The following is a 24,003-nucleotide window of genomic DNA, read 5'->3' as shown; positions in this document are numbered from 1 at the left end:
GTAGCCGCCGCCACCGACAGGGCGACCCGGCCGGGCGACCGCCCGCCGGGCACGGCGACGGCCCCCGTGCGGGCTGCACGGGGGCCGTCGGGGCGTGCCCCGTCCCGACCCGAACGGGACGGGGCACGCGGGGTGCTACGCCCTCCTCGACCGGACGGCCCGGCGCACCCGGGCTGCGGTGAGCAGCCCCAGGCCGAGCAGGAGGAGGCCGGCACCCGCGGACGCCCACCCGAGGGCGTCCTGTCCGGTGAAGGCGAGGCCGGACGACCCCGCCACGGTCGGCGCGGGCGAGGCGCCGCCGGGCTGGCCGGGCGTGCCCGGCTGCCCCGGGGCCCCGGGCTGACCCGGCGTGCCCGGCGTGCCCGGCTGCCCGGGCAGGCCCGGGAACCCGGGCTGACCCGGCGTGCCGGGCTGGCCCGGCGTGCCCGGCGTGCCCGGCTGTGCCGGCTCGTCCGCCGCGACGACGCTGAAGCCGGTCGTCACGGGGTCGCCCGTGGCGCCGTCGACGGTCTGCGCCGCCGCGACCACGTGGTCGCCGACCGGCACGTCCGCGAACGCGACGCTCCAGGCGCCGGTGGCCGGGTCGGCCGTCACGGTCGCCGTCCGGTCGTCGTCCAGGACGACCGTGACGAGCGCGCCCGGCTCGGCCGAGCCCGACACCGTGACCGGGGCCGTGCCCGCGGCACCGGCCGGGAGCTGCGCCCCCGCCGCCGGGTCGTCGATGACGACCGGCGCGACCGCGGCGATCACGAGGCCCTGCGAGACGACGCTCGTGACCCCGTCGACCACCTGGGTGGCGATCACCTGGGTCGCCCCGACGGGCACCGCCCGGAAGGGCAGCGTCCACCGGCCGGCCTCGTCGACCACGACGCTCTGGTCGCGGCCGGCGACCTCGACGACGACCACGGCGCCCGGCTGGCCCGTGCCCGAGACCACGACGTCCTCGAGCCCGTCGCCGTCCGCGTCGCGGATCAGCTCGTCGGGGGCCGGGGCCGTGATGGTCAGGGTGCCGACCGCGGCGGCCGGGGCCACCGAGAACGAGACGGTCTCGGGGGCGGAGGTCGCGCCTCCCACGGTCTGGGTCACCGCGACGGCGTGCTGGCCGGAGGCCAGCGCGGCGAGGGGCAGCTCCCACGTGCCGCCCGCCGTGACCTCGAGGGCGACGGGGTCGCCGCCGTCGAGCACCAGCGAGAGGGCCGCGCCGGGCTGCCCGGTGCCCCGGACGAGCACGTCCGCGACGCCGTCGGTGCCTCCCGGCACGACGTCGCCCTGGGCGGGCGAGCCGATCCGCAGCGGCGCGACCGTGGCGGCCGGGGCCACCGTGACGGGCACGGTGACGCTGCCGACGACGACGCCGCCCTCGGACTGCTCGACCGTGATCACCTGCGACCCGACCGGGACGCCCGGGACGACGACGGCGAAGTCGCCCTCCGGGCCCACCTGGCCGGTCGCCCCGACGCCGGCGCCGAGGTCGACGGTCACGACCGCGCCCGGCTGGCCGGTGCCCGTGACCGCGAGGTCGACGGTGCCGTCGCCGTCGGCGTCGACCACGAGCTGGCCGGCGGCCGGCGAGGTGACGACCAGGGGCGCGACCGGCACGGTGGGCGCCGGGTCGACCACGAAGCGGACCTCGACCGGGGCCGTGGCCCCGCCCGCGACGACCTGGCTGGCCGAGGCGACGTGCACGCCGGGGCGGACCTCGACGCTCACCTGCCAGGCGCCGCGCGCGTCGGCGGTGACCGTCACCGGGTCGTCGCCGTCGAGCGAGACCGACACGGGCGCGCCCGGCTCGGCCTGGCCGCGCACGACCACGGCCGCCGTGCCGGCCCCGTCGACGACGAAGCGCTCGTCGGTGGTCGGCGACGTGACGACCACGGCCGCCGCGACCACGACCTCGAACTGCGAGGTCGCCGGCTGCGAGTCGACCCCGCCGACGGTCTGGACGACCGTCAGCTCGTGGGGCCCGACCGCGAGGCCCGGGAGGGCGAGGGCCCACCGGCCGTCCGCCCCGGCCGTCACGGTGACGGGGTCGCCGCCGTCGAGCGAGACGCGCACCGGTGCACCCGGCTGCGCCGCGCCTCCGGCGGTCAGGTCGGCGGTGGAGTCGGCCGTCGCGACGGTGGTGCTGCTGCCGTCGAGGGGGGCCGTCACCGTCACGGGCGTCGCGGCCTTCACGACCAGCGTGCGGGTCACGGGTGCGGTGAGCACCCCGTCGAGCCGCTCGGAGACCGAGAAGACGTGCGTGCCGACGCCGACCGCGAGGAAGGTGGTCGCCCACCGACCGGTCGTCGAGTCGGCCGAGACCGTCTGGCTCCGGTCGCCGTCGAGACCGACCACGACGCTCGCGCCCGGCTCGGCGGTGCCGGAGACCAGCACGTCGGTGGTCGCGGCGTCGTCGACGACCACGACGGGCCGGTCGGCCCGCGGCGTCTCGACCACGACGGCGGCGGCGACGACGACCGTGAGCGGCTGCTCGACGGGCGGCGTCGTGCCGGCCGGCACGGTCTGCGTGACGCTGACCACGCGGTCGCCGACGGGCACGCCGGCCACGGGCACCGAGAACGAGCCGTCGACGCCGACCGTCCCCGTGCCGACGAGGCCGTCGCCGAGGTCGACCGTGACCGACGCGCCCGGCTGGGCGGAGCCGGCGACGACGACCGTGGTGGTCGCGCCCGCGGTGGGCACCGTCACGACCGTGCCCGCGGGCGGCGTCGCGATGACGACCGGCGCCGCGACGGCGACCGTCAGGTCGACCACCACGGGAGCGGAGGTCGAGCCGTCGATCGTCTGCGTGACCGTGACCGTCGCGCCGCCGACGGGGAGGTCGACGGGCCCGGTGGTCCAGCTGCCGTCGGCGCCGACCGGGAGGTCGACCGTGCGGCCGTCGCCGAGGTCGACGGTGACCGTCGCCCCGGGCTGGGCGTCGCCGCGGACGGTCACCGGTGCCGTGTCGCCGGGGGCGAGCACGACGACGGTGTCGCCGTCGACGGGCTGGTCGACCGAGACGGGCTCGGCGAGCGCCACGGTGAGGGCCTGCGCGACGGGGGCGTTCGTGACCCCGTCACGGACCTGGCTGACGGTCACGGTGCGGTCGCCGGCCGGGACGTCGGCGACGGTGACGCTCCACGCGCCCGTCGTCGGGTCGGCCGTGACGACCTCGACCAGGCCGTCGCCGAGGTCGACGGTGACGGTCGCGCCGGGCGCCGCCGTCCCGCTCACGACGACGTCGGCGGTGCCCGACGGGTCGGCGGTGGTGACGACCGCGCCCGCCGCCGGGGCCGAGACCACGACCGGGGCGAGGGCGACGACCCTGAGGAGTCGCCGGTCGGGCGCCGAGGTCCGGTCGCCGACCGTCTGGGTCACCGAGACGGTGCGGTCGCCGGCGGGGACGCCGGCCACGATCGCCGACCAGGTGCCGTCGCCGGACGCCCGCACGGTGCGGACGAGCCCGTCGCCGAGGTCGACGCGGACGGTCGCCCCGGCCTGCGCACGGCCCGAGACGGTCACGTCGGCGGTGCCGTCGACCGTGGGCACGGTGACGACCTCCCCGTCGGCCGGCGACTCGACCAGGAGGGCCGCTGCGGGCACCACGGAGAAGTCGCGGGTGACGGGCGCCGAGACGGCCCCGTCGAGCGACTGCGTGACCGAGGCCCGGTAGGCGCCCACCGGCAGGTCCGCGAACCGGACCGACCAGGTGGTCGACTGGCCGAGGTCGGCGGTCAGCACGCGGCCGCCCCCGAGGTCGACCCGGACGACGGTGCCCGGCTGAGCGGTGCCGCTCACCGTCACGTCGGCCAGGTCGGCGGCGGTCAGGACCGCCACCTGCTCGGCGGGGGCCGGCGCGGCCACGACGACCGGGGCGGCCGCGGCGACGACGAGCGGCTGGGTGACGGGCGTCGTGACGACCCCGCCGAACCGCTGCACGACCGAGATGGTGGTCGTGCCGACGGGCACGTCGGGCACGGTGGCCGTCCACGCCCCCTCGGCGTCGGCGGTGACGACGACCGGCGGGAGGCCGCCGACGGTCACCGTGACCTCGGCGTCGCCCTCGGCGGTGCCGGTGACGACGACGTCGGTCGTGGCCGCGGCGTCGATGACGACGAACGGCGTGCCGGCCTCGGGCGCGGTCAGGACGACGCCGTCGGCGACGACGACGGAGAAGTCGCGGGTCACGGGGTCGGAGCTGCCCGCGGGCACCGTCTGGACGACGCTCGCGGTGTGCTCCCCGACGGGGACGCCGGGGACGGTGACGGTGAAGCCGCCGTCGACGCCGACCGTGCCGGTGCCGGTGTGGCTCGTGCCGTCGTCGTCGACCACGACGACCTCGACCGAGGCGCCGGGCTGGGCGGTGCCGACCACGACGACGTCGGCGGTGCCGCCGGCCGTCGGGACGGTGTACGAGGCGTCGACGTCGGGCACCGTGACCACCACGGGGGCGGCCACGACGACGGAGACGTCGGCGGTGAGGGCGGCGGAGACGCGGCCGTCGACCGTCTGGGTGACGGTGGCGGCGTACTCGCCGACGCCGACGCCCGGGAAGGTCGTCGACCAGGAGCCGTCGACGTCGTCGGCGACGACCGTCCGGGTGCCCGCCGCGCCGAGGTCGACGGTGACCGTCGCCCCCGGGTCCGCGGAGCCCGAGACGGTGACGTCGGTGGTGTCGCCGGCCGCGATCAGCGGCACGACGGTGCCGTCGACCGGCTCGTCGAGGACGAGGGCGTCGGCGACCGCGACGAGGACGGGGCGGGTCTCGGGGGCCGAGGTCGCGCCTCCCACCGTCTGCGTGACGACGAGCTCGTAGCGGCCGGCGGGGACGCCGGGCACGACCGTGCTCCACGCGCCCTGGCCGTCGGCCTGCACCTCGGCGACGCGGTCGCCGCCGAGGCTGACCCGCACCGTGGCGAGGCGCTCGGCCGTGCCCGAGACGGGCACGTCGACGACGCCGGCGGGGTCGACGAGGGTGGCGACGAGCTCGTCGGCCGGCCGCTCGACGACCAGGTCGCCCGCGGCGCGGACGGTGAGGTCGACGGTCACGGGCGTCGAGGTCGTGCCGCCGACCGTCTGGACGACGCTGACGACCTGGTCGCCGACGGGCACGCCCGGCACGGTGACCGACCAACGGCCCTCGCCGTCGGCCCGGGTCGGCACCGTGGTGCCGGCCAGGGTCACCGTGACCACGGCCTGCGGCTGGGCCGTGCCCGAGACGACCACCGAGGCGGTGGCGTCGGCGTCGATCACGACGACGTCGTCCGCGCCCGTGGGCTCGGCGACGACGACGGGGGCCCCGGCCACGATCTGCAGCAGCTGCGTGACCGGGGTCGACGTGGCTCCGCCGACGACCTGGACGACGCTGATCTCGCGGTCGCCCACGGTGACGTCCTCGACGAGGAGCGTCCAGGTGCCGGTGCCGGGGCCGCCCTCGGTGCCGGTGGCGGTGACCGTGCGGGCGGGCAGGTCGCCCAGCTGCACGACCACGTCGACGCCCGGCGCCGAGGTGCCGCTGAGGGTGACGTCGGTCACCGAGCCGGCCTCGGCCAGGACGACGGGGACGCCGGCCTGCGGGGTGGCGATGGTGACGGGCGGGGCGGCCGCGACCGTGAGGGTGCGCTCGTCGGCGGCGGAGGTCGTGCCGCCGACCGTCTGGGTGACGCTGACCACGTGCACCCCGACCGGGACGCCGGCCACGTCGACCGACCAGGCGCCGGTCGCGTCGTCGGCGTCGGTCGAGACGACCCGGTCGTCGCCGAGGTCGACCCGGACGCGGGCTCCGGGCTGGGCGGTGCCGGTCACGGTGACGGTCGCGCGGGCGGCGGCGTCGGGGACGGTGACCGTCGCGTCGCGCTGCGGGTCGACGACGACGAGCGGAGCTCCCGCCTCGACGGTGAACGCGACGGTCTCGGGGGCCGAGACCAGGTCGCGGAGGGACTGGGTCACGACGACCTCGTGGACTCCGGTGCGGACGCCCTCGAGCACGGTCGACCAGTCGCCCGACGCGGGGTCGGCCTGGACGGTCGCGGTGGCCGTCCCGTCGAGCACGACGGTGACGGTCGCGCCGGGCGCCGCGGCGCCCGAGACGGGCACGCTCACCGTCGCCTCGTCGTCGACGACCACGATCGGGTCGCCGCCGGGCTCGACGACGTCGAGGTCGGCCAGGGCCACGACCTGGAACGTCGTCGTCGCGGGGACGGTCGACGTGGTGCCGCCGACCGTCTGCACGGCGGTGACGGTGGCGCTGCCCGCCCCGACGGGGAAGGTCGTCGACCAGGTGCCGTCGTCGGCGACCACCTGGCGGACGACGCCGCCGAGGGCGACGTCGACCGTCGCGCCGGGCTCGGCCCGGCCGGTGACCGTGACGGTGGCCGGCAGCTGCGAGCCGAACGCCTCGACCACGGAGCCGGCGACGGGCGCGTCGACGGTGACGGGCGCGCCGGCCTGCACGGTCAGCTGCGCCGTCTGCGGCAGGGAGGTGCGGCCGCCGAGGGACTGGACGGCCGTGATCTGGCGCGTGCCCACGGGCACGTCGTCGAAGTCGGCCGACCAGGCTCCCCCGGCGGCGGTCACCGTCACGGTGACGCCGTCGAGCGTGACCGCCACCGAGGCCCCGGCGGCGGCGGCGCCGCGGACGGTGACGGCGGTCGTGGCGAGCTCGTCGGCCAGGGTCACGACGTCGGGCGTCGTCACGGCGAGGGGCGACGCTGTGACCGAGAAGGTCGCCGGGCCGGCGCCCTGGCTCGTGCCGCCGAGCAGCTGGGTGGCGGTGACCTCGTGGTCGCCGACCGGCACGGCCTGCAGGAGCTGGCTCCACGCGCCGGCGCCGTCCGCGACGGTCCGACCCACGAGGGCGCCGTCGAGGCTGACCTCGACCGTCGCCCCGGCGGCCGCACGGCCCTGCACGAGGACGTCGGACACCCCCGCGGCGTCGAGCACGACGTAGTCGGGGTCGCCGAGGGGCGTGTCGATCACGAGGTCGTCCGCGCGCTCGATGCGCACGACGACGGTCTCCGGGGTGGTCGACGTCGAGCCGCCGACGGTCTGGGTCGCGCTGACGGTGAGCGGCCCGACCGGCAGCCCGGTGAGCACGGCGCTCCACGCGCCGGCGCCGTCGGCGGTGACCGGGGCGGGCGCGTCGCCGACGGGGGCGCCGTCGGCGTCGGCGACGGTGAGGGCGACGACAGCGCCGGGCGCCGCCGTGCCCGTGACGGGCACCGACGCGGTGCCCGCGCCGACGATCCGCACGGGGTCGTCGCCGTCGGCGGGCGAGACGACGACGAGGGGCTCGGCCGCGACCACCTGGAACGTGGTGGGGGCCGCCGAGAGCGTCTGACCGCCCTGCACCTGCCGGGCCTCGACCGTGTGCGTGCCGACGGCCAGGCCCGTGACGGTCGCCTCCCACAGCGCGCCGTCCCGGGTGACGGGCCCGACGACCCCGCCCGACACCGTGACGGTGACGGGGACGCCGGCGACGCCGGTGCCGCGGACGACGACCGAGGTGCTGCCGGCCGCGTCGGCCACGGTGAGGCGGCTGCCGGTCGCGGGGGCGGTGATGACGACGAAGCCGCCCTGCTCCACCACGATCACTCGCGTCGTCGCCGACGACGTGCCGCCGTTCACCGTCTGCGTGGCCGCGACCTCGTAGCTGCCGATCGGCACGCCGGCCACGTCGACGCTCCAGGTGCCGACCGCGGTGGCGGTGACCGGCGCGGTGCGTCCGCCGCCGAGGTCGACGAGCACGGCGGCCCCGGGCTCGGCCGTGCCGGTCACCGGGACGGTCGCCGTGCCGGTGGCGCCCGGAACGTAGTAGACGGTCTGGTCGGCGGGGCCGGTGATCTCGATCGGCTCGCCGACCTCGACGGTGAGCGGCTGGGTCACGCGGGGCGACGTCACGCCGCCCACGACCTGCGTCGCGCCGAGCGTGTACGTGCCCTCCGGCACGCCGGTGATCGTCGCCGTCCACGCTCCCGTCGTCGGGTCGGCGACGGTGGAGGCGAGGAGGGCGCCGAGGCCGACCTGCACCGCGGCGCCGGGGTCGGCGCGGCCGGCGACGACGACGTCCGCGACGTCGCCCGCCTCGGCCACGGCGACGACCGTGCCGGGGGTCGGCGAGTCGATCAGGAGCGGGGCGCCCGCGACCACGGAGATCGGCCGCGTCTGCGCCGGCGACGTCGTGCCGCCGATCGACTGGGTCGCCGTCAGGGTGCGGCCGCCGACGGGGACGGCCTCGAAGGTGGTCGCCCAGGTGCCGTCGACGGCGACGACGGTCTGCGTCGGCAGTCCGGTGCCGAGCGACAGCGAGACGGTGGCGCCGACCGCGGCGGTGCCGGAGACGGGCACGGTGGTGACCGAGCCCGCGGCGGGCACCCGGTACGCCTGGCCGGGCGTGGGGGCGTCGACCACGAGGGGCGCGCCCGCCGTGACGGTGAGCGCCCGGGTGACGGGGCTCGAGACGACGCCCGCGACGGTCTGCGTCACGCTGACGGTGCGCTGCGGCCCGACGGGCACGCTCTGGATCGTCACGGTCCAGTCGCCGTCGGCGTCCGCCGTCGTGGTCGCGAGGTGTCCGTCGCCGAGGTCGACGCGGACGGGGGCGCCGGGCTCGGCGGTGCCGGTCACGGTCAGCGGGGTGACGGAGCCGGCGTCGGCGAGGGTGATCACGGCGCCGTCGTCGGGCGAGGTGATCGCGACGCCCTCGGCGGCCTCGATCGTGACGTCCGTGGTCAGCGGGGCGCTGGTGGCGCCTCCCACCGTCTGCGTGGCGGAGACCGGGTAGGCCCCGACGGGCAGGGCGGTGAAGACCGTCGACCAGGTGCCGCCGGCCGCGACGGTCGCGGTCTGCGTCCGGTCGCCGGGCAGGGTGACCGTCACGGTCGCGCCGGGCTGGCCCGTGCCGCTCACGGTGACGTCACGGGTGGAGTCGGCACCCGGCACGCGCAGGACGGTGCCGGGCGTCGGGGCGGTCAGGGCGAGCGCGGTGCCCGCCTGCACGCTGAACGCACGGGTGACGACGGCGGAGGTGTCGCCGCCGAGCGACTGCGTGACGGAGGCGGTGTACGAGCCGACGGGGACGCCGTCGACCGTGGTCGTCCAGCTGCCGTCGGGGCCGACGGTGGCGGTCGCGGTGCGCCCGCCGCCGAGGTCGATCGCGACCGCGGCGCCGGGGGTGCCGGTGCCCGCCACGACGACGGGGGTCGTCGACGCGCCGTCGAGCACCGTGTAGACACGGCCCGCCGTCGGGCTGGTGACGACGAGGGGCTGCTGCGCGACGACCACGAAGGCGCGCGTCTGCGTACCGGTCACGGTGCCGCCGACGGTCTGCGTCACGGTCGCCTGGTACTGACCGGCGGGCACGGCGGCCACGGGCACGCTCCAGGTGCCGTCGCCCGCCACGGTCGCGGTGCCGGTGAGGGCCGGGGCGCCCGCCGCGGAGGCGGGCACGCTGACCCGCACGGTCGCGCCGGGCTCGCCGGTGCCGGTGAGCGTCACCGTGCGGGTGGCGCCGGGCGTCGCGGCGACGACGAACTGCTGGCCGGGGGCGGGGGTCTGCACGGTGAGGCCGACGAACGCGGCGGCACGGGCCGTCGATGTCGCCAGGTCGACGCGGAGCCCGCCCGCGAGCGCGGGCAGGACGGTGAGGCGGACGGCGTGGACGCTGCGCGAGCCGGCGTCGGTGCCGCGGGGGTCGCGGAAGCCGGGGGCGTCCTGCGCGTTGATCGTGACGCCGGCGAGCTGGCCGAGCACGGCCGTCAGGGGCGACAGGGCGAGCAGCGTCGCGCTGGTCACCGTGGTGATCGCCGAGGTCGTGGCCGTGAGCCCCGCGCCGGTGACGAGGGGCGAGTAGACCGCGCCGACGGCGGGCAGCAGCGTGCCGGTCACGACGGGCACGACCACCCCACGGAGGAGGGGCCGGACGAGGACGGTGTCGAGGGCGCCGGTGCCCGTGACCGAGACCGCGGAGGCGGGGGTCGTGCCGGCGAGGAGCTGGCCGATGGTCGTGTCGACGGTCGCGGTCAGGCCCGCGACGCGCACGGGGGGCAGGATCCCGGTCTTCAGCAGGACGTCGGTAGTCAGGCCGACGCGGACGGCGGTGGCCTTGACGGCCCGGTCGACGGCCGACGTGAGGTTGGTCGGCAGCTGGACGTCCAGGATGTCGGCGATGCCGTTCGTGATGGCCGTGACCCGCTGGGTCGTCAGCAGCTCGCTGTTCGGACCGAGGTTGTTCAGCGCACCCACGTCGATGACCACCTGGCCGGTGCTCGGGGTGATCGTCACGGGGCCGGAGGTCAGCGGCTTCGCGAGCTCGGCGGCGACGGTGGAGTCGAGGTCGACGGTCGCGGTGGCGGTCACGGCCGTGCCGTCGAGGCTGACAGCTCCCCCGAGCCCGAGGGTGCTGAGGGCCGAGGTCAACGGGGCCACCACCCCGGTGGTCGCACCGGCCAGCCCGGTGCCGCTCGTGGCTCCGTTGATGCCCGTGCTGACGCCGCGGAGGCTGGCCTGCAGCTGCCCGGTGAGCGCGGAGACCGCGGGGCTCGTCATCATGTAGCGGGCGCCCGCGACCTGGTAGGCGGTGCTGACGTCGGAGCCAGCGGCGGTGCGCGTCTCGGTGATCGACGAGGAGAGCGCGCCGAGGCCGAGGGTGACGTCGCTGACGACGCCGCTCGCGGCCGGCACGCGACCGAGCAGGGGCGTGAGGTTCAGCGACGCCCCGGTGCCGGGAGCGCCGCTGCCGACGGCGATGGCCCCGTTCGCGCCGACGGCCCCGGCGCTCGCGTAGGCGCCGGTCGGCGTCGTGCTCGCGTACTGCCCGGCGACGCCGAGCTTGAGGATGCCGTTGGGGCCGAGGAGGTCGACCGGGCCGAGGCCCACCTGGAGGGCGTTGAGCGCCTCGACCGAGAGGCCCCTGTTCACCACCCCGCCGGAGCCGGCCGCACCGGTGGCGGAGTAGGCGCCCTGGAGCTGCACGATGCTGTCGAGGCCGATGATGCCCGAGCCGCTCAGCAGCGAGGCCTCGGCCTCGCTGACGTCGGTCGTCGCGGCCTGCGCCGGGACGACCGTGAGGGCGCCGACGACGGCCGCGATGGCCGCGGTCGCCGCGATCCTGAGCCCGAGGGCCTTGCTGAGGGTGCGCTCGCGGGTGCTGCGCTCCGCCACATGACGTCGCATGTGCGTGCCTCTTCCTGGCGGGACTGACCCGCCGCCTGATCCGGACCTCCCGCTGGTGAGACGGGAGGCGGTGCGTGTCTTCAGTTGTGGTTCGGGTGTTCGGGTGTCCGGGTGTCCGGGCCGTCGCCGATGAGCCCCTGCGGGCACGACGAAGAGGCGAGCGGCCTAGCGCGGGGTGCGCGGGGTCGTTCGCCTGCGGGTGCTGCTGACGTGCCGTGGTGAGGGGCTCATCGTCCTGATCCTGACGGTCGGGCGGCTGCGGTGCCGCACGGTCGGCGGACCGCCCTGGTGAGGGGCGGACCGGCACGGTGGTGAGCCGTGCCGACGAGGTGGTGGGTCTCGTCGTGACGTCATCCTATGCAGACGGCACGAAGCTGAACATCCCTCCGCTGCCCCCATCCCGGGGGGCACGTGTCCCCCGACCGAGCGGTCTGCCCTGCGCTCGTCGGCCGTCCCGTTCGCTCCGGGCCCGACGATGTCCCCCGCACCGCACCCGTCGCGCCGCAGGGGCGGCGGCGCCCCCCTCGGGATCGCGACCCGCCGATCCCGTCGCGCCCCCGCACCGCGCACGTCGCGCCGCAGGGGCGGCGGCGCGAGAAAAAGCAAGGACTCCCCACGCACCCGCCAGAGCCAGGTTGCCCTTGCTGCGTTTCCGCCCTGGGGGAGTTGGCCTGGATGACGCCACGTGGGGAGCCTCGAGAAGTTTAGCGGCTCCTGAGCGGCTCCGGCGACACGGGGCGTTCGATGGGGGCATGAGAATCGTCATCGCCGGAGGGCACGGCAAGATCGCCCAGCTCCTCGAACGCCGCCTCGCCGACGCCGGGCACGACCCCGTCGGCATCGTCCGCAACCCCGACCACACGGCCGACCTCGAGGCGGCGGGGGCCCGTGCCCTCGTGCTCGACCTCGAGCAGACCGACGTGCAGACCCTCGCCGGTCACCTCGACGGGGCCGACGCCGTCGTGTTCGCCGCGGGTGGCGGAGGCGGAAGCGGGGCCGAGCGCAAGCTCACCATCGACCGTGACGGGGCCGTCCTGCTGGCCGACGCCGCCGAGGCCGCGGGCGTCCCGCGCTACGTGATGGTCTCGGCCATCGGCACCGACGACTTCGACCCGGGGAAGGCCCAGCTGCCCGCCGAGGACGACGACGCCGTGTACCAGGTGTACATGCGCGCGAAGAGCGAGGCCGACGCCGACCTCCGCGCCCGTGACGGCCTCGACTGGACCATCGTGCGCCCCGGCGGCCTCACCGACGACGCCGGCACCGGCCAGGTCGCGGTCGGTACGACGGTCGAGCGCGGCACCGTGCCCCGGGCCGACGTGGCCGAGGTCATCGCCACGGCGATCCTCGAGGGCACGGCCGTGAAGACGCAGTTCGAGCTCGTCTCCGGCGAGACGCCCGTCTCCGACGCGCTCGCCACGATCAAGTACTGACCCGGCCCACGCCTCCCCCCCGACGGGAGGCCGGCCCCCTGCACGACGAGAGGGACCAGGGAGGCGCGACCCGCGCCTCCCTGGTCCCTCTCGTCGTCGGGTCGGTCAGCTGAGCGCCGCGGCCTGACGTGCGATCTCGAGCTCCTCGTTCGTCGGCACGACGAGCACCGAGACGGCGGCGCCCTCGGGCGAGATGAGCCGCGCCTCGCGGGAGGACAGCTCGTTGCGGTCGTCGTCGACGCGGATGCCGAAGAAGTCGAGGCCGGCCAGCGTGCGTCGTCGCAGCAGGGCGTTGTTCTCGCCCACGCCGGCGGTGAACACGACGGCGTCGAGCCCGCCCAGCTGGGCGACGTAGGCGCCGACGTAGTGCCGGATCCGGTGTCGGTAGACGGCGAGTGCCGCCTCAGAGACGGCGTCTCCGCGCGACGCGCTGTCCTGCACGTCGCGCATGTCGCCGCTGCCGGTCAGGCCCAGCAGGCCGCTCTGCTTGTTGAGCAGGGTCTCGAGCTCGTCGAAGCCGAGTCCGGCCTCGCGGTGCAGGTGGAAGACCGCGGCCGGGTCGATGTCGCCCGAGCGGGTGCCCATCACGAGGCCCTCCAGCGGGGTCATGCCCATGCTCGTCTCGACCGAGCGGCCCCCGTCGATCGCTGCGACCGACGCCCCGTTGCCGAGGTGCAGCACGATGATCTTGAGCTCGGCGAGCGGCCGCCCGAGGAACGCCGCCGTGGCCTCGGAGACGTACTTGTGCGACGTGCCGTGGAAGCCGTAGCGGCGCACGTGGTGCTTCGACGCCAGCTCGGCGTCGATCGCGTAGGTGTACGCGGCGGGCGCGAGGGTCTGGTGGAAGGCGGTGTCGAAGACGGCGACGTGCGGCACGTCGGCGAAGGCCTCCTTCGCGGCGCGGATGCCCTGCAGGTTCGCGGGGTTGTGGAGGGGCGCGAGCGCGGAGAGCCGGTCGATCGCGGCCTCGACCTCGTCGGTGACGACGGTGGCCCGGTCGAACTCCTCGCCGCCGTGCACGACGCGGTGGCCGACCGCCACGGGCGGGTGCTCGTCGAACGACGGGCCGTGGTCGCGGAAGGCGTCGAGCATCGCGGCGAAGCCGGCGGCGTGGTCGGCGACGGGGGCGGAGTCGCTGCTGGTCTCCTCCCCCGTCAGGTGGTTGCGGTGCTTCGTCGATCCGGTGGCCTCGCCGATGCGCTCGACCAGGCCGCTCGCGAGGGTGGCCTCGCCGTCGAGCTCGATCAGCTGGTACTTGAACGACGACGATCCGGAGTTGACGACGAGGACTGCGCTCACGGGGTGTTCCCTTCTGCGGGGGCGGGGGCGGGGGTGGAGGCGGTGGTGACGGGGGCGGGCAGGGCCGCGACCGCGGGGTCGGCGGTGACCCTCGCCTCCGCGGCGGGGGTCCCGGCCTGGATGGCGGTGATCGCGACCGTGTTGACGATGTCGCTGACGAGGGCGCCGCGCGAGAGGTCGTTGATCGGCTTGCGGAGCCCCTGGAGGATCGGGCCGATCGCGACCGCTCCGGCGCTCCGCTGGACGGCCTTGTAGGTGTTGTTGCCCGTGTTGAGGTCGGGGAAGATGAACACCGTCGCCCGGCCGGCGACGTCGGAGTCGGGCATCTTCGCGGCGGCGACCGTCGGGTCGGCGGCCGCGTCGTACTGGATCGGGCCCTCGACGAGGAGGTCGGGGCGGCGCTCGCGCACGAGGGCGGTCGCGGCGCGGACCTTCTCGACGTCGGCGCCCGAGCCGCTGTCGCCGGTGCTGTAGCTGAGCATGGCCACGCGGGGCTCGATGCCGAACTGCTCGGCCGTCTGCGCCGACGAGATGGCGATGTCGGCCAGCTGCTCGGCCGTCGGGTCGGGGATGACGGCGCAGTCGCCGTAGACCAGCACCCGGTCGGCGAGCGCCATGAGGAAGACGCTCGACACGACGCCGACGTCGGGCAGCGTCTTGATGACCTCGAAGGCCGGGCGGATGGTGTGGGCGGTGGTGTGCGCCGCGCCGGAGACCATGCCGTCGGCGAGCCCGAGCTTGACCATCATCGTGCCGAAGTACGAGACGTCGGTGACGGTGTCCATCGCCATCGCGGCCGAGATGCCCTTGTGGGCGCGCAGCCGCGCGTACTCCGTCGCGAACTGCACCTGGAGGCTCGGGTCGAACGGGTCGAGCACCCGCGCCTCGGCGAGGTCGAGGCCGAGCTCGGCCCCGCGGGCCCGGATGGCGGTCTCGTCGCCGAGCAGCGTCAGCTTCGCGACGTTCCGCTGCAGCAGCGACGACGCGGCGCGGAGGATGCGGTCGTCGTCGCCCTCGGGCAGCACGATGTGCTTCGCGGCGCCGCGGGCACGCTCGAGCAGCTGGTACTCGAACATCAGCGGCGTGACGACGCCCGACGGGCTCACCTGCAGCAGGCGGAGCAGCTCGGCGGCGTCGACGTGGCGCTCGAAGAGGGCGAGCGCGAGGTCGTACTTGCGCGGCGAGTCGGCGGCGAGGCGCCCGCGGGTCTGCGTGATCGCGAGCGCGGTGTCGTAGGTGCCCAGGTCGTTGCGGGCGACCGGGAGCGAGCTGCCGAGGCCCTCGAGCAGCAGGTCGACCTGGGGCGCGAGGTCGAAGCCGCCGTTGAGCACGATCCCGGCGAGCGAGGGGAACGTCTCGGAGGCGTGGGCGAGCACCGTGGCGACGAGCACGTCGGACCGGTCGCCCGGCACGACGACGACGGCGCCCTCGGTGAGGCGCGGCAGGACGTTCTCCATCGACATGGCGGCCACGACCACGCCGACCGCCTCGCGGTCGAGCAGGGCGTCGTCGCCGCGGACGAGCGTCGCGCCGGTGGCCGCCAGGACGGCGCGGACGGTCGGGGCCACGAGGAGGCGGTCCTCCGGCAGCGCCCAGACGGGCACCCGGCCGCCGGGTGCGGTCTCGAGCGCCGAGCCGATGCCTCCGACGACCTCGTCGAGCCGCTCGGGGTCGACCCGGTTCGCGACGACGGCGAGGAGGCTGGCGTGCTCGCTGCGGAGCTCGGCGGTGGTGACCTCGGCGACCTGGCGCATGTCGATGCCCGTGCGGGCCGCGGTGCCGTCGGCGGTGCGGCCGCCGAGCACGAGCAGCACGGGGGCACCGAGGTTGGCCGCGACCCGTGCGTTGAACGACAGCTCGGTGGGGCTGCCGACGTCGGTGTAGTCGGAGCCGATCACGACGACGGCGTCGCACTGGCGCTCGACCGCGGCGAAGCGGCTGACGATGGTCGCGAGCGCGGCGTCGGGGTCGCGGTGCACGTCGTCGTAGGTGACGCCGACGCACTCGTCGTAGGCGAGGTCGACGCTGTCGTGGGCGAGCAGCAGCTCGAGCACGTAGTCGCGTTCGTCGGTGGAGCGCGCGACGGGGCGGAACACCCCCACCCGGCCCACCTCGTGACCGAGCGTGTCGAGCACGCCGAGCGCGATCGTCGACTTGCCGGTGTGGCCTTCTGCGGACGTGATGTAGATGCGGGTCGACACGGCCCTCAGCCTACGACCGGCCGGCTCCGAGCCGCCGGTGAGGCGGGGGTCGGCACGGAGCGGAGGCGGACACCGGGGACGCTCAGCGGTGCAGGCGCGGGCTGTCGGGGTTCATCAGCGAGTGACGGCGGCCGTAGCCGAAGTAGACGACGAGGCCGACGACGAGCCAGACGCCGAAGCGCAGCCAGGTCTCCCAGTGCAGCTGGGCGATGAGGAAGCCGCTGGCGAGCACGCCGAACGCGGGCACGAACGGCATGAGCGGGAGGCGGAAGGTGCGGGGCGCCTCCGGCTTGCGGTACCGGAAGACGATGACGGCGACGCAGACGACGACGAACGCCGCGAGGATGCCGATGTTCGTGAGGTCGGCGACGGCCCGGATCGGGAAGACGCCGGCGAGCAGGGCGGAGGCGACGCCGGCGATCCAGGTGACCCGCTGCGGCACGCCCTTGCGGTCGGTGCGCGCGAACCAGCCGGGCAGGAGGCCGTCCCGGCTCATCGAGAACCAGACGCGCGTCACGCCGAGCAGGAAGGTGAGCATCACGGTGAGGATCGAGATCACGGCGAAGACGGAGATGATCGTGGCGACCACGGGCAGGCCGACGCTCGTGAAGGCCGAGGCGAAGCCGGCCTCGGGGTCGATCTCGCGCCAGTCCTGCATGCCGGTGAGCACGAGCGTCGCGGCGACGTAGAGGATCATCGCGATGATCAGCGAGAGCACGATGGCCTTCGGCATGTGCTTCTTGCCGTCGACGCTCTCCTCCGCGGCGGTGCTCATCGCGTCGTAGCCGAAGACCGCGAAGAACACGGTGGCGGCGCCGGTGAAGACCGGGCCGAACCCGTTGGGCACGAACGGGGAGAAGTTCTCGGCGTTCAGGTGGAAGAGCCCGAGCCCGATGATGAAGAGCACGAGCAGCACCTTGATGCCGACGGCGACGATCTCGAAGCGGCCGAAGGCCTTCGAGCCCCGGCTCAGGATGAACGTGACGAGCAGGCAGACGACGATGGCGGGGAGGTTGACGACGCCGCCCTCCCCCGCGTCGGGCGTCGAGGCGATCGACGCCGGGAGGTCGAGTCCGAGACCGGAGAGGAAGGCGTCGAAGTAGCCGGAGATGCCGATCGCCACGACCGCGACGATGGCGACGTACTCGAGCAGGAGGTCCCACCCGATGAACCAGCCGACGATCTCGCCGAGGGCGACGTAGCCGTACGTGTAGGCCGAGCCGGCGCGGGGCACCATGCCGGCGAACTCGGCGTACGAGAGGGCGGCGGCGGCGCTGGCCAGGCCCGCGATGAGGAACGAGAACAACACGGCCGGCCCGACGCCGGGGTTCGCGTCGTCGCCGTGGGCCACGAGGCCGGCGAGCGAGAAGATGCCGACCCCGATGATGCCGCCGACGCCGATCGCGGTCAGCTGCCAGAGCCCGAGGCTCTTGAAGAGGCCCGTGCCGCTCGTCTCGTCCTCGATCTCGAGCACGGGCTTCTTGCGGAGCACGGACCGTGACGCGTACTTCGGGGCCATGGCGATCTCCTCCTGCGCGCACGCCGTCGTGCGCGGTCGGTCCTGTGGAGCGGGGTGCCGCCCCGCGACCGACCCTACCGAGCCCGGGGGCTCAGGAGTAGTCGTGCTGCGCGACGCCCATCGAGCGGTAGACGAAGCCGTCGTCGCTGGTGGTGTCGGTGTCGAGCTCCCAGTTGAGGTCCTCGCCGTCGTCGGCGCCGGGCCGCATGACGCTCTTCTGCGGGAGGCCGTCGATGTAGGCGAGCTGCTCGGAGGAGACCTCGGCGCCGTCTTCGCCGATGAAGGATGCGGTGTAGGTGTCGTCGCTCATGAGCCGAACCTACGCGTGACGCGGGTGACGTGACCGGCCGCACCGCGCCTCCTAAGCTCGTCGCATGCTGATCCGCACCGCGACCGAGGCCGACCTGCCGGGCGTGCTCGAGATCCACGCCCACGCCGTGGCCCGCTCGACCGCCATCTTCACGGAGGTGCCGCCCGACCTGCAGGGCCGGCGCGACTGGCTGGCGGCGCACAGCGAGCCCGGGCGCAGCGCGATCGTCGCGGTCGAGGGCGACCTCGTCGTCGGCTACGGCAGCGTCGGGCCCTTCCACGCGAAGCCGGGCTACCGCCACACCGTGGAGAACAGCGTGTACGTGCGGGAGGGCCACCAGGGTCGCGGCACCGGGCGGGCCCTGATGGAGTCGCTGATCGCGTCGTCGAGGGAGGCCGGCCACCACGTGATGGTCGCGCTCGTCGAGGCGGGCAACGAGGGCTCGGCGCGGCTGCACCGCTCGCTCGGCTTCGAGGACGCGGGCCTGCTGCGCGAGGTCGGCACGAAGTTCGGCCGCTGGCTCGACCTCCGCTACATGACCCTCCGCCTCGACGACGCCCCCGCCGACCCCGCCCCCTGACCGCCCATCCCCGTCCGATCGCGGAGGCGGCGAAGCCGCCCAGCGCCCTCCGGTGCGGCGGCGAAGCCGCCCGCACCAGCGCCGAGAGGCGCCAGACCAGCACAGAGCGACGAATGGCCCTCCCGAAGGGAAGGGCCATTCAGTCGCGGAGGATAGGGGATTCGAACCCCTGAGGGCTTGCACCCAACACGCTTTCCAAGCGTGCGCCATAGGCCACTAGGCGAATCCTCCTGAGGTGAGCACGGTGAGACCGGCGCACGACCTCGTCAATGGTAGCGGACGCGGAGGGGTGCTGCGGACGACCTCGGCGCCGTCCGCGCGTAGCATCGTCGGATGGACTCCCCCGCCTCCTGCCGCGTCGACGCCTGGCTGTGGGCAGTGCGCGTGGTCAAGACCCGGTCGGCCGCGACGACCGCGTGCCGGGCGGGGCACGTGCGGGTCAACGGCGAGCGCGTCAAGGCCGCGCAGGCCGTCCGGCCGGGCGACGAGGTGCGGGTGCGCCTCGCGGGGCTCGAGCGGGTCCTCGTCGTCCGCCAGTGCCTCGTGAAGCGGGTCGGCGCACCGGTCGCGGCCCTGGCCGTCACCGACCTCACGCCGCCTCCCCCGCCGCGCGAGGAGGTCGCCGCGGTGCCGGTGCGCGAGCGCGGGGCGGGGCGGCCGACGAAGCGCGAGCGGCGCGAGCTGGAGCGCCTCCGCGACCGCTGAGCCGGGGCCCGGGGCGGGTGCTGTGGGGGCTCGACCCGCGACTCCCCCCGTTCGCGGGCTGCCCGGTCTGGGGTGCCGTGACCGCACCGCCCGGTGCGGTCGAGAGGGGGCCGATCCCGTAGGCTCGGAGCTGCACGAAGGACTGTCAGGGGTGGCGGTCCTCCTCCGCGGGCGGGGGCGTCGTCGTGCCGCACAGGGGGACGGGATGAGGGCTGGCGTCGCACGCGACGACTTCGAGGCGTACGCGCTGCCACGCGCCTCCGTCGCCCGCACGGCCGTGCTCACGGCCGTCTTCGGCCTCGTGCCCGTCGTGCTCGCCCTGCTCTGGCTGACCCGCGGCACGGCCCACTGGCCGGCGGTGATCTGGGCGGCCGACGTCGCGGTCGTCGTCGGGCTGGTCTGCTACTGGCGGTACAGCGTCTCGTTCGTCGGGGTCACGGCCGACGAGTTCATCAAGCGCGGCTGGCTGCCCGGGTTCGTCCGGCTGCGCCGCGAGCGGATCGCGGCGGTGGTCGTGGTGCGCACCTACCGCTCCGACTCGGCCGACACGGTGCCCCAGCTCTTCGCGACCGACGCCGGCGGCGCCCCGCTCTTCCGCATGCGCGGCACGTACTGGTCGGAGGAGGCCATCGCGCTCGTCGCCGAGACCCTCGGCTCGCCCACCACGACGGTGCCGAAGCCGCTTTCGTTCAGCGAGCTGTACCGCCAGTACCCGGGCAGCCGCTCGTGGTACGAGGGCCGGCCCGTGCTCGCCGCCCTCGCCGTCGTGGTCGTCTTCGCCCTCGCCGCCGGCGGCCTCACGGTGCTCTGGGGCGTGCTCTCCGGCTCCTGACCGGCGGCCCGGCGCGTCAGCGGCGCCGGAGGGTGCCGAATATCCCCTTCACCACCTCGCGGACGACCGCGCGGCCGGCCGACGAGCCGAGCACGTCGTCGAGCAGCCCGCCGTCGTCGCTCCGGGAGCGCGAGGTGCGAGAGCCGCCGGAGGCGCGGGTCGAGCCCGGGCGCCGCTCCCGCCGCGACGCGGTCGCCTCCGCCCGCTCGAACTCGCGTTGCTGACGGTCGTACTCGGCCTGCGTCGCCGCCTGCTCGGCCTCGCGCTCCTCGCGGGAGCGGTCGGCCGCGGCCGCCGCGTCGAGCTTCCGGGCGAGCATCTCGCGGGCGGAGTCGCGGTCGACGGCGGTGCCGTAGACGGCGGTCAGCGGCGAGGCCGCGACGTCGGCCGCCATCTCGTCGGCGGGGGTCGGCGCCATCGAGCCGCGCGGGGCGCGCAGGCGGGTCCAGGCGACCGGGCTGGGGGCGCCGCGCTCGCTCATCACCGTCACGACCGCCTCCCCCGTGGCGAGGCTGGTCAGCACCTCGGCGAGGTCGTAGTCGCTCGTCGGGTACGTCGAGACGGTCGCGCGGAGGGCCTTGGCGTCGTCGGGCGTGAAGGCGCGCAGCTGGTGCTGGATGCGCGAGCCGAGCTGCGCGAGGACGTCGCCGGGCACGTCCTTCGGGGTCTGCGTGACGAAGACGATCCCGACGCCCTTCGAGCGGATCAGCCGTACCGTCTGCGTCACCTGCGCGAGGAAGTCCCGCGACGCGTCGCGGAACAGCAGGTGGGCCTCGTCGAAGAAGAAGACGAGCTTCGGCAGCGCGACGTCGCCCACCTCGGGCAGGTCGTTGTAGAGGTCGGCGAGCAGCCACATGAGGAAGGTGGAGTAGAGCACCGGACGGTCCTGCACGCCGGGCACCTCGAGCAGGCTGACCACGCCGCGGCCGTCGGCGGCGACGCGGAGGAACTCCGCCGTGTCGATCTCGGGCTCGCCGAAGAACCGGTCGGCGCCCTGGTCGGCGAACGCGACGAGCTCGCGGAGCACGACGCCGACGGTCGCGGTGCTGAGGCCGCCGAGGTCGGCCAGCTCGGCCTTGCCCGCGGGGCTGGCCAGGTGGGTGAGCACGCTCCGCAGGTCGGCGAGGTCGACGAGGGGCAGCCCGGCGCGGGCGGCCCAGTGGAAGACGAGGCCGAGGCTCGACTCCTGCGTGTCGTTGAGGCCGAGCACCTTGCTGAGCAGGAGGGGCCCGAAGCCGCTGACGGTGGCCCGCACGGGCACGCCCGTGCCGACGCCGCCGAGCGCGAAGAACTCGGTCGGGGCGGCCTCGGGCGACCAGTCCTGCCCGATGCCCCGCGTCCGGTCGAGGAGCGCGTCGCTCGGGGCGCCGGGGCGGGCGATGCCGGAGAGGTCGCCCTTCACGTCGGCGGCGAACACCGGGACGCCCGCGGCCGAGAGCTGCTCGGCGAGCACCTGCAGCGTGCGCGTCTTGCCGGTGCCGGTGGCTCCGGCCACGAGGCCGTGCCGCGTCAGCATGCCGACGGGCACCCGCACGGGCACGTCGGGCCGGGCCTCGCCGTTGACGAGGGCGCCGATCTCGAGCACGGGGCCGGTCGACGCGTAGCCGCGGCGGACCTCGTCGACGGCGGCCTCGCTGAGCGGGCCCGCCGCCGGGGCCTGCACGTCGGCGGGCGGGGCGGGCGGGACGGCCGGGCTGTCCGGGCTGGCCGGGGCGGCCGGGGCGGGCGGGCCGTCGGACCCCGCGCTGCCGGCCGCCTCCGCCTCGAGCGCCAGCACGCGGGCGCGGGCCACGGCAGCGTCCGCCGCGGCGCGGGCGGCGGCGGCGACGGCCTCCGCGGCCTCGGCCTCCGCGCGGGCCCGGGCCAGCTCGTCGCTCACGAGGTCACCGCCGCACGGTCGCGGTGCTGCCAGGCCCAGCCGCGGCCCCGCACGCGTTCCTGCTCGGCGAGCAGCCGATGCGCCACCGGCGCCCAGAGCACGACCGCCACGCCTGCACCGATCAGCAGGCCGCCGACCGTGTCGGTGAGCCAGTGCGCCCCGAGGTACGTGCGGCTCAGCAGCATCGCCACGGTGTAGACGACGCCGGCGATCCAGACCCACGCGCGGCGCAGGATCACCCCGAGCACGACGGCGAGCGTCGCGGCGTTGGCGGTGTGCCCCGACGGGAACGAGCCGTAGTCGCTCACCACGAGGATCTCCTCCGGCCGCGCCCGCCCGAAGGTGTGCTTGATCACCTGCACGACGCCCGCGCTGAGGGCGCACGACGCGATCCAGTACAGGGCCGCCCACGGCCGGCGCCGGAGCAGCAGCACGGCCGCCACCCCGAGCGGCACGACGAAGACGCCGATCACGCCCGCGCCGATCACGTTGAAGACGAGCGCCGGCGCCTGCCAGAACGGGCTGCGGTGCTCGACGAGCTCGCCCATGAACTCCTCGTCGATGCCGAGGCTGCCGGCCCGGGCCGTGATGACGACGCCGAGCAGCAGCACGACCCCGATGGCGCCGAGGGCGCTCACCACCCACCACCGGCGCTGCACGCGGCGGGCGACCCGTTCCTCGGCGGGGGTCGGCGGCTTCGGCGAGAGCGGGTCGGTCGTCATCCCCAGAACGTACCGGGGAGTCGCGGGTCAGTGCCCGAGGGCCGGCACCGTCCGAGGGCGCACCAGCAGCCACAGCGCAGCGATCGCCACCACGGACGTGCACATCATCACGCTGCCCATCGGCACGGCGGAGCCGATGCCGAGGAACCCGACGACCGGGGAGATGAGCCCCGCGAGGCCGAAGTTGAGGGCGCCGAGGAGGGAGGCGGCCGTGCCGGCCTCCTTGCCGTGGTTGGCCAGGCCGAGCACCTGCACCTGGGGGAAGGTGAACCCGCAGGCCGCGATGAAGAACCAGAGCGGCACGAGGATGCCGACGAGGCCCACCTGCAGCGAGTCGAGCACGACGATGGTGGTCGCGCTGACGAGCAGGACGGCGGTGGCCGCCGCGAGGATCCACTGCGGACCGTACCGCCGTGCCAGGCGCGAGCTGATCTGGACGCCCGCCACGATGCCGAGCGAGTTCACGGCGAAGAGGTAGCCGTACTGCTGCGCGTCGAGGCCGTAGACCTCCTGGAAGAGGAACGACGACGCCGAGAGGTAGGTGAAGAGCCCCGAGAAGACCATCGCCCCGATCAGGGCGACGCCGACGAAGACCCGGTCGCCGAAGAGCACCCGGTAGCGCTGGCCGAGGCTCGAGTGCCCCGGCTCGTGGCGGCGCTCCTTCGGCAGGGTCTCGACGATGAGGAACATCGCCGCGACGATGACGAGGGCGCCGTACGCGACGAGGAAGACGAAGACGCCGCGCCAGCTCGTGAAGGCGAGCAGCTGCGAGCCGATGACCGGCGCCAGGATGGGCGCGAGGCCGTTGACGAGCGCGAGGCGCGAGAGCATCCGGACGAGCGGCAGGCCGCCGAACAGGTCGCGCACCATGGCGAGGGCGACGACGCCGCCGGCCGCGGCACCCATGCCCTGCAGCACCCGGAAGACGCCGAGCCAGACGATGTCGGGCGCGGCGGCGGCGCCGATGCTCGCGAGCACGTGCAGGGCGGTCGCGGCGATGAGCGGCGCCCGCCGGCCCACCTTGTCGCTCCAGGGGCCGACGAGCAGCTGCCCGACGCCGAAGCCGATCGTCGTCGCGGTCAGCGTGAGCTGGACGAGCCCGGTCGACACCCCCAGGTCGTCCTCGAGCGCCGGGAAGGCCGGCAGGTAGAGGTCGATGGTGAACGGGCCGAGCGCGGTCAGCGCGCCGAGCACGATCACGTAGACGAGACGCTGACGGCGGGTCAGGGCGTCGCCGGGGTGGAGGACGGTGGTCACACGGTGCCTTCGTGGTCGAGGAGGGAGGGGACGGGCGGCCGGGCCCGCCGGGCTCGAATCGTTTCGAGCGGACGGCGTGGGCTCCCGGCGGTGAGGAGGGAGGGGGAGG

12 protein-coding genes, 1 tRNA gene and 1 other RNA gene are annotated in these 24,003 nt (G+C 75.5%); 4 read left to right on the top strand and 10 right to left on the bottom strand.

What is annotated here, in order from left to right:
• Positions 1-135: 135 nt before the first annotated feature.
• Positions 136-11,157 (bottom strand): hypothetical protein, encoded by an 11,022-nt coding sequence (locus tag IFT72_RS01740; protein WP_192045395.1) that lies wholly within the window; start codon positions 11,155-11,157, stop codon positions 136-138.
• Between the two features lie 601 nt (positions 11,158-11,758).
• Positions 11,759-11,855, bottom strand: an RNA gene (ffs, locus tag IFT72_RS01735) — signal recognition particle sRNA small type.
• 54 nt (positions 11,856-11,909) lie between these two features.
• Between ffs and IFT72_RS01730 the strand changes: the two genes are divergently transcribed.
• Positions 11,910-12,590 (top strand): SDR family oxidoreductase, encoded by a 681-nt coding sequence (locus IFT72_RS01730; protein ID WP_192045394.1) that lies wholly within the window; start codon positions 11,910-11,912, stop codon positions 12,588-12,590.
• A 105-nt stretch (positions 12,591-12,695) separates the two neighbouring features.
• Here the strand turns inward: IFT72_RS01730 and IFT72_RS01725 are convergent, their stop codons facing one another.
• The 4 genes from IFT72_RS01725 to IFT72_RS01710 all read right to left on the bottom strand — a co-directional run bounded on the left by IFT72_RS01725 (position 12,696) and on the right by IFT72_RS01710 (position 17,919).
• Positions 12,696-13,889 (bottom strand): acetate kinase, encoded by a 1,194-nt coding sequence (locus IFT72_RS01725; RefSeq protein WP_167258546.1) that lies wholly within the window; start codon positions 13,887-13,889, stop codon positions 12,696-12,698.
• Entirely contained in the window at positions 13,886-16,090 is a 2,205-nt protein-coding gene (pta, locus tag IFT72_RS01720; protein ID WP_192045393.1) for a phosphate acetyltransferase, read from the bottom strand. Before pta ends, IFT72_RS01725 begins: the two co-directional genes overlap by 4 nt.
• An 82-nt stretch (positions 16,091-16,172) precedes the next feature.
• The gene (locus IFT72_RS01715; RefSeq protein WP_192045392.1) at positions 16,173-17,609 is read right to left on the bottom strand and encodes an amino acid permease; all 1,437 of its coding nucleotides are present in this window, start codon (positions 17,607-17,609) and stop codon (positions 16,173-16,175) included.
• A 91-nt stretch (positions 17,610-17,700) separates the two neighbouring features.
• On the bottom strand, positions 17,701-17,919 hold the full coding sequence (locus tag IFT72_RS01710; RefSeq protein WP_056053120.1) for a hypothetical protein: 219 nt from the start codon (positions 17,917-17,919) through the stop codon (positions 17,701-17,703).
• Positions 17,920-17,983: 64 nt separating this feature from the next.
• Between IFT72_RS01710 and IFT72_RS01705 the strand changes: the two genes are divergently transcribed.
• Positions 17,984-18,499 carry a GNAT family N-acetyltransferase gene (locus IFT72_RS01705; RefSeq protein WP_056053116.1) on the top strand — a complete coding sequence of 172 codons (516 nt, stop codon included), beginning with the start codon at positions 17,984-17,986 and terminating at the stop codon, positions 18,497-18,499.
• Between the two features lie 146 nt (positions 18,500-18,645).
• On the opposite strand, the gene IFT72_RS01700 is transcribed toward IFT72_RS01705, so the two are convergent.
• Positions 18,646-18,730, bottom strand: a tRNA-Ser gene (locus tag IFT72_RS01700).
• Positions 18,731-18,832: 102 nt separating this feature from the next.
• Here IFT72_RS01700 and IFT72_RS01695 point away from each other — a divergent pair.
• Both IFT72_RS01695 and IFT72_RS01690 read left to right on the top strand, forming a co-directional pair.
• Positions 18,833-19,204, top strand: coding sequence for an RNA-binding S4 domain-containing protein (locus tag IFT72_RS01695; protein ID WP_167258540.1), 372 nt, complete (start codon positions 18,833-18,835; stop codon positions 19,202-19,204).
• 205 nt (positions 19,205-19,409) lie between these two features.
• Positions 19,410-20,036: a hypothetical protein gene (locus tag IFT72_RS01690; RefSeq protein WP_056053109.1), complete on the top strand. Its 627-nt coding sequence runs from the start codon at positions 19,410-19,412 to the stop codon at positions 20,034-20,036.
• Between the two features lie 16 nt (positions 20,037-20,052).
• Here the strand turns inward: IFT72_RS01690 and IFT72_RS01685 are convergent, their stop codons facing one another.
• From IFT72_RS01685 to IFT72_RS01675, 3 genes are read right to left on the bottom strand one after another with little or no spacing between them, the layout of a single operon-like run.
• Positions 20,053-21,915, bottom strand: a complete 1,863-nt coding sequence (locus tag IFT72_RS01685; RefSeq protein WP_192045391.1) for a helicase HerA-like domain-containing protein — start codon at positions 21,913-21,915, stop codon at positions 20,053-20,055.
• Positions 21,912-22,637, bottom strand: a complete 726-nt coding sequence (locus tag IFT72_RS01680) for a phosphatase PAP2 family protein (RefSeq protein ID WP_056053101.1) — start codon at positions 22,635-22,637, stop codon at positions 21,912-21,914. The genes IFT72_RS01685 and IFT72_RS01680 overlap by 4 nt, the downstream gene beginning before the upstream one ends.
• A gap of 27 nt (positions 22,638-22,664) precedes the next feature.
• Positions 22,665-23,894 (bottom strand): Bcr/CflA family efflux MFS transporter, encoded by a 1,230-nt coding sequence (locus IFT72_RS01675; protein WP_192045390.1) that lies wholly within the window; start codon positions 23,892-23,894, stop codon positions 22,665-22,667.
• Positions 23,895-24,003 lie beyond the last annotated feature (109 nt).

It is taken from the genome of Frigoribacterium sp. CFBP 8754 (assembly GCF_014841815.1).
Classification (GTDB): domain Bacteria; phylum Actinomycetota; class Actinomycetes; order Actinomycetales; family Microbacteriaceae; genus Frigoribacterium; species Frigoribacterium endophyticum.
Note: the sequence above shows the minus strand (reverse complement) of the source record. Positions and strands in the feature narration are given on the sequence as shown.

Excerpts from the sequence above, each read along its gene's own strand:
- IFT72_RS01740 (WP_192045395.1), bottom strand. The coding sequence starts at position 11,157 with ATGCGACGTCATGTGGCGGAGCGCAGCACCCGCGAGCGCACCCTCAGC.
- IFT72_RS01730 (WP_192045394.1), top strand. The coding sequence starts at position 11,910 with ATGAGAATCGTCATCGCCGGAGGGCACGGCAAGATCGCCCAGCTCCTC.
- IFT72_RS01715 (WP_192045392.1), bottom strand. The coding sequence starts at position 17,609 with ATGGCCCCGAAGTACGCGTCACGGTCCGTGCTCCGCAAGAAGCCCGTG.
- IFT72_RS01710 (WP_056053120.1), bottom strand. The coding sequence starts at position 17,919 with ATGAGCGACGACACCTACACCGCATCCTTCATCGGCGAAGACGGCGCC.
- IFT72_RS01705 (WP_056053116.1), top strand. The coding sequence starts at position 17,984 with ATGCTGATCCGCACCGCGACCGAGGCCGACCTGCCGGGCGTGCTCGAG.
- IFT72_RS01695 (WP_167258540.1), top strand. The coding sequence starts at position 18,833 with ATGGACTCCCCCGCCTCCTGCCGCGTCGACGCCTGGCTGTGGGCAGTG.
- IFT72_RS01690 (WP_056053109.1), top strand. The coding sequence starts at position 19,410 with ATGAGGGCTGGCGTCGCACGCGACGACTTCGAGGCGTACGCGCTGCCA.
- IFT72_RS01680 (WP_056053101.1), bottom strand. The coding sequence starts at position 22,637 with ATGACGACCGACCCGCTCTCGCCGAAGCCGCCGACCCCCGCCGAGGAA.